Genomic DNA, 15,880 nt, shown 5'->3' with positions numbered 1-15,880 from the left:
TTTGATGAAATTATCTTGCTATTAAACCCTACCTAAGCAAAAAAATATAACTACGCCACGCTAACCCAGCAAAAATTAACTACAGTTACTATACCTCATTAACTTCCTGAACTATCTCTAAAAACTTATATAGTTTGGGAAGTCTCATTTTTACGCCACGCCAAATCATAGCGATGACCTCCGGTGTGCGGAACGCCATCGCCACTGGCAGTGCAGCCTCATGAATATCCTGTAATTAAGCAGTCATCAAAAAATTAACAATCTTATGAATAATTTTGTGAAATCCCAAAATTATTGGAATGCGGCTTTTTATGAAAATCAACATAACTTCGTTTGGCAATACGGCGCAGACTTGCTGCAATTACTCAATCCCCAGCCAGGAGAATTAATTCTAGATTTGGGTTGTGGAACTGGGCAACTGACAGAAAAAATTGCCCAGTTAGGATCTGACATCAGGGGAATTGATAGTGCAGTAACAATGATTGAGAAAGCTAGACAAAACTATCCCCATCTGCCTTTTGATGTCGCTGATGCCCGCAATTTTCTAGTAGAACAGCCATTAGATGCGGTCTTTTCCAATGCAGCACTCCATTGGATCAAACCACCGGAAACTGCTACACGTTGCATATATCAAGCACTCAAACCAGGAGGACGATTTGTAGCTGAATTTGGCGGAAAAGGGAATATTAGCGCAATTATTACAGCTTTATATCGTAGATTAACCGCCAATGGTATTTCTCACCCACAAATACTGAACCCTTGGTACTTTCCCAGTATAGCGGAATACGTTACCATATTAGAAGCACAGGGATTTGATGTAATCTATGCCACCTTGTTTAACCGTCCCACTCCCCTATCGGAAACAGAGGCAGGTCTAGCAAACTGGATAAGGATGTTTGCTAATGATTTCTTTGTCGATCTATCTTCTGAACAGAAAACCCAAGTCATTTATGAGGTGGAAAAGAGTCTGCAAGAACAACTTTATCACCAGGGAATATGGACAATAGATTATCGAAGAATTCGCATAATTGCTATTAAAATTTAACTCAAACAGGAGTGAATTTAGCTATGCTTAGACAGAAAATACTATCATTACTAACCATAACTCTCAGCCCAATTTTATTTTTCTCAACTCGACCGTCAATAGCGGAGACTTCATCAATTACAAAATATTCAGATGCACCTTTAAATCTAGATTTACTTAATAACCCCCAAGGCGGTGTATTGACAGCCAATACCATTAAATTAACAGGACTAACTACTCCTAGTTTATGGTTAGCAAAAGAAATTTCTGAGAACAAGTTATTGGATAACTGGATAGCATATCCATCTACTCTAGCTGAACCTAGTAGAGTAGACCTAGTAGTTAATCAACAAATTTGGAGTTTGTTAGATTATCTAGAACGTTATGAGTTTGTGAATCGCTTGGGTAACACAGCCAGGAAAGACAATTATAATTTGCGGGTTTTTAATTATCAAGGGGATTTATTGGCAAGCTATACCTGTAAATTTCCGACTAATCCCACTGCTTGTAATATCCAGATGAATGTTCAGTATAAGTTAGGTTTAAACCGCTAGAGCAATAGTATAGTCACACACCAAAACTTTAAAAATCTGAGGGATAAAGAGGTTGAAAAAATATTTTGCTACAACCTAAATTTTATTAATTTGTAGTGAATTTACTAGGCAAAAGCTCTGCCTTTCTCCTCGCTAACCTCTGCGTGCCTCTGCGGTTAAAAAAACTTAAAAAGACACCATTCATTTAATCATTGCATAGTTATGCTTTGATTTTGGTAAATAAATTTTCATACTGTTTGTTAGTTTCTGGTGAAACAGGAAGCAAAAATTCACTTTTGTCGAAAACTTCACGACTATTCAATAACAAACTGGCGAATGATGGCTGAATATCAGAAGCGGTGATATCTTTAGCCATTGGAGAATTACTTTTAGTCTGTAAAGCAATTTGCTTGGCAATCTTTGTTTGCCAACAAAAATCAATCCATTGCGATGATAAATCGTCCTTACCTACACCCTTGGGACTGACCCACAAATCTGACCAAATAGCTGTCCCAGAATTGGGAATAACCATACTCAGTTTTGGATAACGACTTAAAATTGGTACTATGTCACTTGACCAACCAACTGCCAACCAAGTATCGCCCATAATTAAAGGTTCTAGGTAGGTATTAGAACTGTAGAATTTTACCTGTTGGTTTAAGGCTTTAAGTTCTGCTGCTAATTGTGGAACTGAGTCTAGATTTGTAGTGTTGTAGGATTTGCCTAGTTTCTTGAGAACTAAACCAATTACTTCTCTGGGTTGGTTGAGTAAAGAAAAATGCGATCGCAATTCGTCCCGCCACAAATCACTCCAATCCTGCGGCGTCCATCCCAATGCTTGAAACTTTTCTCGGTTATACACCATAACTGTACTACCCCAACGGTAAGGCGCAGCCCAAACCTTTCCTTGAGGATCTGGGAAACCTTGGTCGTTGCGTGTCACTAATTCTTGCCATCTAGAATCTAAACCAGGCCAATTCTTTAACTGTTTTGGTTCTAGTGGTTGAATTAACTGCTGTTCAATTGCTGTTTGCAGCCAATAATCTCCCAATGTTACCAAGTTAGCTAACGTAGGAGTTTGCGATTGTCTAAATGGGATGAAGCGACTCCATCCTGCATCTTCATTGCTTTTTGGTTTCGGCTGCCAAGTTTGCAATTGCTTAAAAGCATCTTGGATCTGTGCAACTGGAGCAAACTTAAGTTGCACCTGTTGTTGCAAATTATTACGAAATTTATCAACTACTTGAGCAGGAATAGAACCTTTCAATAATTGGACATTAAGTTGTGTTTGCTTGTTGTTACCACACCCAATTAATAGTTGTGAAACTGCCAATCCACCCATGCTAAGGAGAAAAGACCGCCGATTAATAGATTCGAGATGATACATATATAAAAATGTATAAGAATATATTATTGATTAACTAACACAAACATCCCCATTTTTCAACATAGGTGTAGGGCGCAGTGAGTAGTCCATTAGGCTGCTGTGCCGATTGGAAGGGACTGCGAACCCGGATGGAGAAGCAGAGGAGATAAGAAGTAATTTTTTGACGGTTAACTTTTTTCTGCTCAATGCCCACTTCCTTTTCTCCGCTAAGAGCTTAACATTGTCAGCATTTCTTCATGATTAGATTGTTTATTTATACAACTTTATGTTAATAAACCTAAAAATCAATCATATAGGTCGATAAGCAATAATTTGGGCTTTTAGTCTATTTTTCTGTCAATTTTAAAGCAAATCAAAGAGCCAGTGACTAGAGAAATTTGCCAGAAATAACCTCTAAAGCTTAATTAATCTCAATATCTAATGAGCAATAGCTGGAAACAATGTTGAGTCATGTATAAAAATAATTAGCTAAGTATCATATTCCCCTGAAAGATTTGAATAATTAAATAATTCATAAGTATGTTTAACATTGTCAGTAAATTGAATAACATATAGAAAATGTGCAGCCGAGGGTATTAAATGGAGCTATTACAAGAACAAATCTTAACTGTAAGTAATAAACTGGATGCCCTCTATCAGTTTATTGAGCAACTCGACTTAAAAGTGGCTCAAGTTGTTTCAGAATGCTCCTTAGCAAGAACAGAAGCAAAGGAAAATGTCCAGGAAAGTAGCGAGCCTACTTACTCCCAGTTCAAAGGACAGATCAAGTTCAATTCGGAACTAGAACACAAGGATGTATTAATAGACGGCGTTTATCTAGAAATGAATCGCCAAAGTGGAGAGAAAAATTTATCACCAGAAATTCAAATACAGAGACTAACAGCACAATTAACCGCAGCATACAATCGTATTGCAGCTTTAGAAGAACAATTACTTAGAGAGAGAATACATTAATAGTGCTGAGTTATAAGTGCTGAGTTATAAGTTGGGGATTGACTCAAAATTCAGCATGGGATTTTGCCTGGCTAGACTAAAAAAATTTATAACTTTTGATTATTAATTTGGCTTAGTTGTTCAATTTGGGCTTCGATCGCAGCTAAAAGTTGCTCTTGCTGCCAATTTTGACTGAGATTGGCGGCTATACAAGCTGCGCCAGCACCAACTCCTTCCTTAACAAATCCCCGTTCATAGGCTTGGAGTTGGGGGTAAGAAGAATTAGCAAAACTCAAACTGGTAGCTAGTAAGGGAGGAGTTTGACTATCAGAATATTTGCTATTTTTGCCTAAACTGAGGGCGAGATTAACTGTATCACCCGTAAAATCTTCCGCTACCCATCGGGTTGTACCTACAACTACTGCGGTTGGTTGCCAAGATAATTTATAAGTCTGTGCGATCGCACTAGTGAGAGCATAAACCGCCAGCATTTGCGTCCCACCAGCCAACATTACACCACAACGACGACTAGCGGCGATCGTCATCCCAGCTACTACTATCTGCATCGGATCACCAACCGCCGCAACTAATTCTAGCGGATCAATTGGAGCAGGAGAAAGTAGAGATTGGGATTCTCCTTTGCTTTTCATACTCTCCAACCCTTCCTGCACCACTTGCCATTTTTGTTCGTGGTTACAAATAGGGTGGCTACTATTGACTTTTCCGACTGCGTTTATACCCAAGCCCGTTAAAATCGCTAAAGCTGTTGTAGTCCCACCAACAACACATTCACTCAAAATCAGATATCCTTTTTGATTTTTGTCCGCCAGGCGATCGCCCCAAAGCAGTCCTTGCTTAAATAATTTGTGTACAGTTGTTAACTCTATTGCTGTGCCTGTACTTAAACATCTAGCTGGACAACCGCCCAAATCAATGAGTGGCATAGATACAATTTGAGGCAATCCAGCATCAAATAAATATACTGGTATATTTAGCAACTCCACAACAGCGCGAGAAATCAACACAGGTGATGCTCCCGCCGTCAGTGGAGGTAAAGGATATTGGGGTTTGTGTTCTGCACCGTAGTATAAAAATTCAGCATCAGCACAGGCAGTATATTTCCGATCCTCTGGAGTGCAACCAGCTGCGGAAATTCCAGGAATCAACCCAGTTTCCGTAAAACCTAAAACACAAGCAAACAGAGGAACATGACCGCGATATTGCCTCAGCCATGCCTCACCCTGTTCTTTTTCGGTATAGATGTGAATCATACAATTTAAGTGCTGAGTGCTGAGTAGTGAGTGCTGAGTAGTGAGTGCTGTTAGCGGTAGCGGTAGCGCGGCGTTTAGTCGGTGCTGAGTCCTGAGTCCTGAGTGCTGATTGTATTTTTCTCCCCCTGCTTCCCCTGCTTCCCCTGCTTCCCCTACTTCCTCTGCTTCCTCAGTCCCCAGTCCTCTTCAATAATCCATCAAAACTTGTACCCAATGTGGTGGACGGGGGATAGGATTGCCTAGTCGATCTAACAATAACGATGCGGCTAAATGTACTACAAATAGGTAGATAAAGTTATTAATAATAATCAAGGCTACTGCCCCCATCTGAATGAAAAATACATTGGGGCTAGCTAATAATCCCAACTTGAGGAATAGCCACTCTGTTAGTTCTGTGACTTGGTTGATTATATAAATCCATAGGTCTTCTCCCGATAACACAGATAGCAACCACAGGCGAAAAAATACGCCTAAAGTACCTAATAGCGTCCCCAAGGTGATAGATACTAGCCAAGGAACACGACGATACCATGTAGCCCCAAGTAGCACACCCATAAATGCAAAGGGCATAACAAATAATAGACTGCGAACTGGCCCCATCAGTACCGATAGGAGTAACCCAGAGGTGACAGCCGCCATCCATGCAGCTCGTTTGCCCCAACGCAGGTAAACTAAAGCGATCGGTACAGGGAAGAATATCCGCAACACTGGCCCTAGGGGAAAGTAAAAATTGATGAACCAAATCAAGCTAGCCGCACTGGCTAAAAATGCTGTTTCTACCATTCTTAAGGGTGCATCAACTTTTAATTGCGGTTGCTTTAACTGTGCTGGCTGATCTGGCCATTGATGGGGTGAAGGTTGAGACTCAGGGGATGGATTTTCCTGTGAGTCATCTGGCAGAGAATCTAAAATACTCATCTGGAAAAAGTTGTTAAACGATCATTTTCTCTAAGGCTGACAAATCTGGGATACAAATGTTGTCTTGATCTCGCTTAATCAAGCCTTTTTTTTCTAGTCTTGTCAATACTCTAGTGACTGTCTCTCGCGCTAATCCACTCAAACTACTCAGTTCTCTGTGGGGTAAATTGGGAATTTCTGTTCCTGTTTGTCCGCGTTTTCCTTGGCCTTCTGCCAAAAACAGTAATGTGTCTGCTACCCGTGACAGACTATCAGATTCTCGCAACCGCAGTCGTCGATTTACTTGTCGTAAACGCCGAGCCATAAGTTGTGATAAGTGGACTCCCGCTAAAGGTTCTGCATAGATTAACTTCACAAAATCCTGGGATGGCATACTGCCAATTATTGTAGGAGTTAAGGTGATGACATCTGTAGAGCGGGGTACTTCATCTAATGCCGCCATTTCGCCAAATAATTCCCCTTTACCAAGAATATTTAATGTTACTTCTTTGCCTTCTAGATTGTAGGTACGGATTTTGACCCAGCCATCGACTATAAAATACACAGAACCACCCCAATCATTTTCTAGCAGAATCACTTGATTAGCTGGGTGTGTGCGTGTCACAAGATGGTTAAGGGCTATCTCCACTGAGGTTTCTGGTAACCCTTGAAAAAAGGGAGCTGAGTTTATCCACGGATTTTCTTCCATTACGACATTATTTAAAGCGGTTATATAAAACAAGCAAGAACGCTAAGTTTTGCCTAAGCGTGATAAATACATTTAATTGTAAAAGAACACTAAGTTATATTACACAAGCAGGGGCTTTAGAGTGTTTTTTCTCAACAATTGTGACCTACTATTATACAGTCTGTACTTTCTTACACACTGTTTTCGACTTGAGGAGTAATCCGGGAAAAGGCCAGCTGCATTGCTAACAGAAGTACTCAAAAATATAACTAAACAACAATTATGATACTCAAAGTTGCTAATTTTTGCTAATTTAAAGTTTTTGCGGTTGGCTAGCGAAAGGTAGTCAGTAATCTGGCTTGGCGATTTGGATTTTTTTATGTTTTTATACTATTGAAGTTATCAAGGCGATGTTATCCCCTTAAGAACTACCTGATACGAGCAATCTAAGAATACTTTTGTGTTCTAGGATTACTACTTGCTCAAACATATGTTACTAAATGGCGATGGCATAACCGCCCAGCATAGCTGATAGCCTCCGGCAAATTTACATAATGCTACAACTTGCAGTTATCCATCAAACAATTACACTGAGTTACATTTAACACTTAAGTAGTTGTAAATTAATTTCCACCATCGGTTAACCTAAAATTTTAGCTAAGGTAATTTAAAGTGACTTTCCGCAACGATGAAATTCAAAAACTAATTGCAGATATTGACAACTTACTGAACAGCAATGGTAAGCGCCTGTCTAGGCTTCTGTCTAGTCAGGCGCAAGAGCCGAAAGAGGTTTTAGAAAGAACTCGCGATTTTCTAATTCAGCTACAAGAGTCTGAGAGATCAGAACACTCTCAACAAAATTGGTCTGTGGGACAGTCTCAAAAATCGCCGTTGTTGGAGAAGTTTATCGACCAGGGTCAGAATCAGGCGACATCACCACCAATCGCAAGTCATCAAGAATCTACTCATTCCCTCACTGAACAAATAAAAAATGAATTGTTGACCTGTATACAGCCATTGCAAGCAGAAATTACAGCACTGTTGCAAGAGCGGACAGTTTTGGCACAAGAAATTAGACAGCTAGAGCAAAGGCGACTACATAACTACTCTTTAAGTCAACAACTGGCAAACCAAGAGCAAATCATTACCGAATTTTTACAAGTGCTGATGAGTCGCCTAGCACCAGCGTTAATGCCCAAAATAGCTGAGGCAAGAGTAAATTATTCTAGTGATGTTAATAATCATCATCAAAGCGATCTAGAACCTACAACTGCTACTAATCAAGCCTTCTGGGAATCCTCATCACAAACAGAACACTTAACGCAACTAACTCAAGACTTAGATCAACGTTTGTTGTCTTTGGACGGCACTGTAAATGTTGTTTTTGATGCCTTACAGCGAAATGTTAATACTTATCATGAATCTTTATCTCAAGCACTCGTAAGAATGCACAGTCGGGGTTTGCAAGGCGAACAATTGCTGGTAAGCCTACTAAATAATTTGACGCAACATATACAGCAAAATTTATCTAGTTTTTCAGCACCTACTCCTAAGTTAGAAAATCAAACTCCTGCTGTTTCACCATCAAGCGTTAGTCCAGTTGCTCCAGACTTATTGCAGCCAACTGACGTTAACCTATCTGTAGAATCGGAACTTTTATTTACAGACAATATCAATGAAGAATCTCCCATCTTAGCAGCAGATTTAGATGCAACAATGAGCGATCGCGTTCCGCCCACCATAGGCGTTGGCGCAGCCTCTGTCTCCGAGACGATCCGCGAACATGAAGATAGTCTGCAACCGACGGTCGATCATCGCCTGTTGGAAACGGCCGAATTTGAGGACTTAATGACCGATGAATTAGATAAAATGCTTTTGCAGCTTGGTGTTGATGAGTCTATATCTGCTGAAAATTTGACTATCCCAGATATTTTATCTGAGGATAGTGGGGAATCAACTGATGATGAAGTTGATCGGATTTACGCCAGTTTATTTGGTAGTGATAATTATTTAATTAATGCCCTTCTGGAATTAAATTCCGAGTCAGTAATGGCCGATTTACCAGGGTTAGAGGAATCTGATAGTGTAGCGATCGCACCTCAAAATATTCTCTCCGAGGTCGATACGGCGGCAATGATGCCAGAAGCCTGGTTTGACGAATCAGATACTGATTTTTTTGATGATACTAACCCTGAGAATATCCCAGATCCGCCCATTGAATCCACAGACTTATTATTATTTGCAGAACCAACTCCAACTAGTAGTTTTGTAGACGCGGTAGACTTGCCAGCAATACAGCCAAGCCATGAAGATACAATTACATCTTTAACAGATTTATTTGCAGATGTAGATATTGAAGAACTGGCGAAAAGCTGGCAATTAGAGGAAACTGCCCCACCGCCCACTCTCTCGACACCAGAACTTGTGATTGCAGAACAGTTACCAGTAGCTTCTGCTGTCGAGGATGTGAAAGCTTTAATTGTGGAAACAGTTGAGCAAAAGCCACCAGCATTAACTCACAAAGAACCGGAACAGCTACCAGCACAATTTATTCCGGCTTCACCCCAAGAAAATTTACTGTCACCAGAAGTCACTCAATTAGCCAATCTCCCCGAAATTGCTCTGAACGAAGAGCAATGGCTCAAATTACACCAAGATTTGGCCAAGCTTGACGAACCAAACCCACAGACACCACAATCACCAATAATTGGGTTGGAAAGTGCGGAGTTTTGGGTAAGCGATGGGCTACGCGATCGCCAACAATTAGATCAAGAAGTAACAGAAAATACCTTGACTGTGGACTTCTCCCCGCCAGAAGTTTCCCCAGCTAACCCCATTTCCACACCACAAACAGAAGCGGCCTTAGACTTTAGCCCCACTGAAAAAAAAAAGGAAGTCACAACAACCGCTTACGACAGTTCTGTGATCACTCCTGATAGTCCCATCGATAGTACAGAAATTGCACCTGATACTCTAGACTCCGTTTGGTATTTAGGCATTGATTTGGGGACTACAGGGATTTCTGCCACTTTATTAAATCGCTCTACTGGCGTTGTCTATCCGATTTGTTGGTCAGCAGAACAGCAACCGGGAACGAATAACTTCCAGCAATCCTTCCGTTTACCCGCAGAAGTTTATCTGCCTAACACTTCTTTACCTCCCAAACAGACTGACGGCAGCGATGAGAAAGCATCTCAGCTAAAAAATCATCTTTATTCAGCACAGTTAAAACCATATTTACAGGTAGCGATTCCCTATAAAAATGAGCAACAAAAATGGCAACCTGTATTGCAATTTAACGAATTTTCAGCAGGCCCGTTAATTTGGATAGTGCGATCGCTCTCGAAGTTACTTTTGACCCTGAAAGCAGACCGTGACAGCACAACTCAAGGGTTAATTGCCACAGCCGTAGGCTTGGATGAAAGCAGCTTCCACAGCATTATTGATCAGATTGCTGGTGTGATTTGTAACTCCCCCTCTAGTTGGTCTGAACAATATCGCTTCAATGTGCGGGAAGCTTTACTCACAAGTAGATTAGTCCAACATCCCCAGCAAGTATTTTTTGTAGAAGAAGCGATCGCTAGTCTACTGAGTATCCTCAATGGTGCTAATGGTGAAACAGTACAATTTAGCACCAATGAAGGTTTAACCCCGGCTCAAAGCAGCGATTATGCGATCGTCGGCAATACTCTCGTGATTAATATTGGTGCAACTGCCACAGAAATGGGATTGGTCGATGTACCAGATAGGTTAGAACAACTTACCCACAATCATTTCATGCTTCATGGTTTTGCCTATGCCAGCAAAGGGATTGAGCAAGACATTATCTGTCAGTTATTATTACCACCCAAATACCGCCAATCGCGTGGAGAAAACCCAGAAGATCACCAAAAAATCCATAGTAACCCTTGGCAATGGCAATCAGCCTTTCCAGATTTAGACGAAGCGCAGTGGGAAAGTTTGGGTTTAGAAGATTTAGAATTACCGCGTGTGGGAGAACCAGATATCGAAGCGCGGATTCTCCTACAGCAGCGTCTCGAAAGTTCCCTACTAGGACAAGCTGTACTAGATGCAGCCCTAGCTTTAAAACTGATTTTACAACGCCAAGAGACTTTTAGCTTTGAATTGGCTGACCAACGCTGGATTTTACAGCGTCGAGATTTAGAAACTCAAGTATTTGTCCCCTTTGTTCGTCGCCTCAACCGGGAATTAAATAAGTTGTTAGTAGCGCGTGGTATTCCCACTGAAGCGATTAACCAAGCCATTTTAAGTGGTGGAGTAGCAAATTTAGGCGTAATTAATCGTTGGTTGCGGCAGAAACTCCCCAACGCCAAGATGATGCAAGATACGTACCTAGGTGACAACGGCATTCCTAACTGTAGTCGTGTCGCCTATGGTTTGGCTGTACTACCTCTACATCCCCAAGTTTTAGAAGAATCTCGCCATCAATATACAGATTATTTCCTGTTTACAGAATTACTGCGGCTTTTACCAGACCGAACTCTGGCATTTGGGGAAGTTCTACAACTATTTGAGGCTCGTGGTATTAATACCAGCACTTGTCAACAAAGACTTTTGGCTTTCTTAGAAGGAGAACTACCTCCAGGTTTAATTCCTGTCTCCCCCGAATCTACTTGGCTTACCCAAGACTCTCAAGCTAATTCAGATTATCAGGCGATCGCCTCCACACCCCTGTTTGCAAAACAAGGTAATCTCACCTATCGTCCCAATTTCTCGCAACTGCAAATTTTCCACCGCTATCTAAATGCAATAAAAGCCAGCACTCAGCAGTCCTTGGATGAACCGTACACTATTAATTTTAGGGGTGTAGGGGTGTGTAGGGGGAGATAAGGTAGAATTTTTACCAGTTCTAATTACGAATTACGAATTACGAATTACGAATTATCCCTTAACTCCACTACCCGTGTCGGTAGCTACGATATAACGCTGTAAAACTAGGAATACTAACAAAACAGGTGCGATCGCAATTACTGAACCAGCCGCTACTAAACGCCAGTCTAGAGAAAATGTCCCTGCTAACTTGGCTACTCCCAAGGGTAAGGTGTATAAATTTTCATCTTGAATGACGATCAAAGGCCAAAGAAAGTCACTCCACGAACCGATAAAGACGAAAATAGCGAGAGTTACTAGGGCTGGTCTAACGGCTGGTAACATAATATGCCACCACAAGCCTAATTCTGAACTACCATCCATCCGCGCGGCTTCTTCTATCTCTTTGGGAACTCCCATAAAAGCTTGTCTAAGTAGGAAGATACCAAAGGCAGAAGCCACGCTGGGGAAAATCATTCCCAAATAAGTATTTCTCAGCCCTAACTGGACTGTCAAAATATACAAGGGTATCATCACAATTTGGAAAGGAATCATAATCGTAGAAACGATCGCAATAAAGATTCCATTCCTTCCCGGAAATGATAGCCGTGCTAAAGGGTAAGCAGCTAAGGAGCAAAACAGCAGATTTAAACCTACAGTCAACATTGCCACCAATGTACTGTTATAGAGGTACTGCCCAAAAGGTAAAGATTGCCACACCTTAGAGAAGTTTTCTAAGGTAGGTTGACTGGGTAATAACTGCGGTGGCGACTGTAAAATATTTTCTGTCGGTGATTTTAAAGCAGTGCTGATCAGCCACAGTAGAGGAAAGAGTGTGATGATTGCGATCGCACCTAATAAAAAGTACATCATCACAGGTGGCATTCTCGTATTTTTCAATCGAAAATTAGTCACGTCGCTTTCCTCCAATCCAAATTTAAAATTAACAAATTACGTAAAGCCTGCGGCATAGCTGCGCTTAGAACGTAGCGAGGCGCAACCCATTACGAATTAATATAAAATTCCGTTTCAGTAGCCACAGCAAGTAAAGGTTGATCCCAAGGTTGAATAGGTAGTTGAGTTAAATAAGCAGATTCAAAGACAATTCCTACCGTGGGCTTGTTTGCCCATTCGGTCGAACTCAACAAGCGATCGTAATAACCACCACCATAACCTAGACGATATCCACGGCGATCGCAAGCAACACTAGGAACAATAATTAAATCAACTTCTTGTGGATTGATAGTTGGTGTTTCAGGATGGGGTTCTTGAATGCCGTAGGAATTAATCTGTAACGATTCCCCAGATTGCCAACTATGCCAGTGTAGCGATTGACCGATGCAGCGCGGAAATCCCCAGCGATATTGATTATCTGCAAATAGGGGACTAAGATCAGGTTCTTGGCGAAAGCTGAAATAAGCAAGTATGGTTTTGGCTTCGGTGAAGAGGGTAGAAGCTTGTAAAAGTTTACAGATGCGATCGCTTTTTTCTCGCCATTCTCTAATAGACATCGACTGTCGAGTTTTTAAAAGAGTCCGGCGTAATTTTACCTTATTTAGTTGATGATCAACTTTGTCCATTTAGATTCGTTTAGTGCATCAAGTTTAAATTGATGGATAAGTAAGTTTGTAGTAAGGACTTTAGTCCTGATTTTTCTAAGGACTAAAGTCCTTACTACGAACAGTCAAAACTAAATTGACACAGTAGTAGTTTAGGGTTACAGAACCCCGGCTTCTCTAAAAAACCGGGGTTCTAAATTTGCACTTAACTAAACCGTATGCGGTTAGAAGTTACAATGACCTATTCCTTAAGCAGCATTTTGACGATACCAGTCAATAGTATTCTTTAATCCCTGCCGGAAATCGATTTGCGCCGTGAAATTAAAAGCTTGTTTTGCCCGTTCAGTATCCAAACAACGACGAGGTTGACCATTTGGCTGATCTGTTTGCCAAATTATTTCACCGTCAAATTCCATCAGTTCGCAAATTAAGGTGACTAAATCGCGGATAGAAATTTCATAACCCGTTCCCAAGTTAACTGGTTCGGAGTCATCATAAAATTGTGTCCCCATAACAATGCCTCGTGCCGCATCTTCTGAATAAAGAAACTCGCGGGTAGGGCTACCATCACCCCAAACTGGAAGTTGTTTGTCTCCCCGAACTTGGGCTTCATAAACTTTATGAATTAAAGCGGGGATGACGTGGGAACTTCTCGGATCAAAATTATCTTCAGGCCCGTATAAATTTACTGGTAGTAAGTAAATACCATTAAAGTTGTACTGCTGACGATAAGATTGCAGTTGTACTAAAAGTGCTTTTTTGGCCACCCCATAGGGAGCATTAGTTTCTTCTGGATAACCATTCCACAGGTCATCTTCTTTGAATGGTACTGGGGTAAATTTTGGGTAGGCGCAAATTGTACCCACACAAACGAACTTTTCTACGCCTCCTTGATAGGCCGCATGGATGAGTTGAGTCCCCATGATCAAGTTGTCGTAGAATAACTCGGCTGGTTTTTCGCGGTTGAGACCGATACCACCGACGTGAGCCGCTAAGTGAATGATGATATCTTGCTGGTCTACTGCGCGTTGACAGTTTTCTAAGATACGTAAATCTAATTCCCGCGATCGCGGTACAGTAATCTTGGCTACGTCAGCCCCAGCTTTGCACAGCTGATCTATGACCTGACGACCTAAAAACCCTGCCCCACCAGTCACGAGAATCCGTTTATTTTGTAGCTCTAAGGCGGTCATATTGTTATCCTTGGCAAGAGTTCATTAGAAGTGCATAGCACCCAGTTCTTGACGAATGGTAGCAAGGTCTTGGGGCAGGAGTGAACCACCATTACCATTGGGTGAAGTTTGACCTAATACTTGCAAGTCTGCTTCTACCATCAGTGAAACTAACTCTTTAAACGTGACTGAAGGCTTCCAACCCAATTTTTGCTGGGCTTTGGTAGGGTCGCCAATTAATAAATCTACTTCTGCTGGACGGAGATAGCGATCGTCAAATTCTACATAATCTTGCCAATCGAGATTTACGTGATTAAAAGCTAGTTCGAGAAATTCCCGGACTGAATGGGTTTCACCTGTGGCAATCACATAGTCATCTGGTTGTTCTTTTTGCAACATCAACCACATTGCCCGCACATAATCTTTCGCATAGCCCCAATCTCTTTTGGCATCGAGATTACCCATGTAGATTTTTTTCTGCTTGCCAGCCACAATGCGAGCAATTGCCCTGGTAATTTTACGAGTAACAAAGGTTTCGCCTCGTCGCGGTGATTCGTGGTTAAACAAAATCCCATTGCAAGCAAACATTTTATAAGATTCACGGTAATTTATCGTTTGCCAATGGGCGTAAACTTTTGCACAGGCGTAGGGACTGCGGGGGTAGAAAGGTGTAGTTTCGCTTTGGGGTACTGCTTGCACCAAACCATACATTTCTGAAGAACCAGCTTGATAAAAACGTACCTCAATCCCAGTCCGGTGTTGATAGTCGCGGATGGCTTCCAGCAATCGCAGTGTTCCCATCCCTACTGCATCTACTGTATATTCTGGAGAATCAAAGCTCACCCGCACATGGGATTGTGCGCCCAAGTTGTAAATTTCTGTAGGCTGGACTTCTTCTAGAATCCGTCGCAGAGTTGTACCATCTGTCAAATCACCGTAATGCAGAAATAACCGCACGCCTTCTTTATGGGGATCTTCGTAAATATGGTCAATACGGTCAGTATTGAAGGTAGAAGTCCGGCGAATTATACCATGCACTTCGTAGCCTTGCTCTAGTAAAAATTCACTCAGATAAGAACCATCTTGACCAGTAATACCAGTGATTAAGGCGCGTTTGTTTTGCGTCATGCTTTCTTTATTCCTTTTTGTCCCTATTAAATATATGTAGTCCAATTTACACAACGTAGCAGCTAATTGCCAAATTGCCTAATGGGAAACCTACGAGTTTTAAGGATAGGTGGATTCTATCGTAAATAAATATACTGACAAAAAAGTAAATTTTATGCAGAAATCTACCCTTAAGTCGCTTTGATAAAGATATGTAGAGCTTTGATAAAGATTTATCTTTGTGAAAAATTCATACATTTAGGAATGTTTATGAAGAATGAATAAACCGAGTAATTAAAATCTCAGAACTTTAGAGATCAAATAAAATTACGTATGTGATTTCTAATCAGATAAAGCAAAGCTTCAAAATCTCAGTATAGCTCAGATACCAAGATTATTTTTGACAACTAATATTTTAGTAATGTTATATATATTTTAGATGTTGCTAATGCCATGTATGAAATATAACTTTATAAGAT

Annotated in this window: 12 protein-coding genes; 4 read left to right on the top strand and 8 right to left on the bottom strand. The window is 41.0% G+C overall.

Features of this window, described 5'->3' with window-relative positions:
- Positions 1-253 precede the first annotated feature (253 nt).
- Both ACM0OR_RS06040 and ACM0OR_RS06035 read left to right on the top strand, forming a co-directional pair.
- Positions 254-1,045, top strand: a complete 792-nt coding sequence (locus tag ACM0OR_RS06040; protein WP_414575476.1) for a class I SAM-dependent methyltransferase — start codon at positions 254-256, stop codon at positions 1,043-1,045.
- 23 nt (positions 1,046-1,068) lie between these two features.
- A complete protein-coding gene (locus ACM0OR_RS06035) occupies positions 1,069-1,578 on the top strand; it encodes a hypothetical protein (RefSeq protein ID WP_414575428.1) in 510 nt (169 codons plus the stop codon).
- Between the two features lie 199 nt (positions 1,579-1,777).
- Here ACM0OR_RS06035 and ACM0OR_RS06030 read toward each other — a convergent pair whose 3' ends face one another.
- Positions 1,778-2,944 carry an extracellular solute-binding protein gene (locus ACM0OR_RS06030; RefSeq protein ID WP_414575427.1) on the bottom strand — a complete coding sequence of 389 codons (1,167 nt, stop codon included), beginning with the start codon at positions 2,942-2,944 and terminating at the stop codon, positions 1,778-1,780.
- 579 nt (positions 2,945-3,523) lie between these two features.
- On the opposite strand from ACM0OR_RS06030, the gene ACM0OR_RS06025 reads away from it, so the two are divergent.
- On the top strand, positions 3,524-3,898 hold the full coding sequence (locus ACM0OR_RS06025) for a hypothetical protein (protein ID WP_414575425.1): 375 nt from the start codon (positions 3,524-3,526) through the stop codon (positions 3,896-3,898).
- Positions 3,899-3,984: 86 nt separating this feature from the next.
- Here the strand turns inward: ACM0OR_RS06025 and cobT are convergent, their stop codons facing one another.
- The 3 genes from cobT to ACM0OR_RS06010 form a co-directional block, all read right to left on the bottom strand.
- Positions 3,985-5,148: a nicotinate mononucleotide-dependent phosphoribosyltransferase CobT gene (gene cobT / locus ACM0OR_RS06020; protein WP_414575424.1), complete on the bottom strand. Its 1,164-nt coding sequence runs from the start codon at positions 5,146-5,148 to the stop codon at positions 3,985-3,987.
- A 186-nt stretch (positions 5,149-5,334) separates the two neighbouring features.
- Positions 5,335-6,066, bottom strand: a complete 732-nt coding sequence (locus ACM0OR_RS06015; RefSeq protein WP_323267422.1) for a DUF2232 domain-containing protein — start codon at positions 6,064-6,066, stop codon at positions 5,335-5,337.
- Positions 6,067-6,079: 13 nt separating this feature from the next.
- Positions 6,080-6,754 carry a Crp/Fnr family transcriptional regulator gene (locus ACM0OR_RS06010; RefSeq protein ID WP_190702670.1) on the bottom strand — a complete coding sequence of 225 codons (675 nt, stop codon included), beginning with the start codon at positions 6,752-6,754 and terminating at the stop codon, positions 6,080-6,082.
- Positions 6,755-7,405: 651 nt separating this feature from the next.
- On the opposite strand from ACM0OR_RS06010, the gene ACM0OR_RS06005 reads away from it, so the two are divergent.
- Positions 7,406-11,584 (top strand): hypothetical protein, encoded by a 4,179-nt coding sequence (locus ACM0OR_RS06005; RefSeq protein ID WP_414575423.1) that lies wholly within the window; start codon positions 7,406-7,408, stop codon positions 11,582-11,584.
- Between the two features lie 51 nt (positions 11,585-11,635).
- On the opposite strand, the gene ACM0OR_RS06000 is transcribed toward ACM0OR_RS06005, so the two are convergent.
- The 4 genes from ACM0OR_RS06000 to gmd all read right to left on the bottom strand — a co-directional run bounded on the left by ACM0OR_RS06000 (position 11,636) and on the right by gmd (position 15,422).
- Positions 11,636-12,448, bottom strand: a complete 813-nt coding sequence (locus ACM0OR_RS06000) for a carbohydrate ABC transporter permease (protein ID WP_190702707.1) — start codon at positions 12,446-12,448, stop codon at positions 11,636-11,638.
- Positions 12,449-12,567: 119 nt separating this feature from the next.
- Complete coding sequence (locus tag ACM0OR_RS05995; RefSeq protein ID WP_414575422.1) at positions 12,568-13,143, bottom strand: 5-formyltetrahydrofolate cyclo-ligase; 576 nt, start codon at positions 13,141-13,143, stop codon at positions 12,568-12,570.
- A gap of 227 nt (positions 13,144-13,370) precedes the next feature.
- Positions 13,371-14,315 (bottom strand): GDP-L-fucose synthase family protein, encoded by a 945-nt coding sequence (locus tag ACM0OR_RS05990; protein WP_190702678.1) that lies wholly within the window; start codon positions 14,313-14,315, stop codon positions 13,371-13,373.
- 24 nt (positions 14,316-14,339) lie between these two features.
- Positions 14,340-15,422, bottom strand: a complete 1,083-nt coding sequence (gmd, locus tag ACM0OR_RS05985) for a GDP-mannose 4,6-dehydratase (protein ID WP_414575421.1) — start codon at positions 15,420-15,422, stop codon at positions 14,340-14,342.
- Positions 15,423-15,880: the final 458 nt, after the last annotated feature.

It is taken from the genome of Anabaena sp. CCY 9402-a (assembly GCF_963920945.1).
Taxonomy (GTDB): Bacteria; Cyanobacteriota; Cyanobacteriia; order Cyanobacteriales; family Nostocaceae; genus Trichormus; species Trichormus minutissimus.
This window is presented reverse-complemented; position numbering and strand designations above follow the sequence as displayed.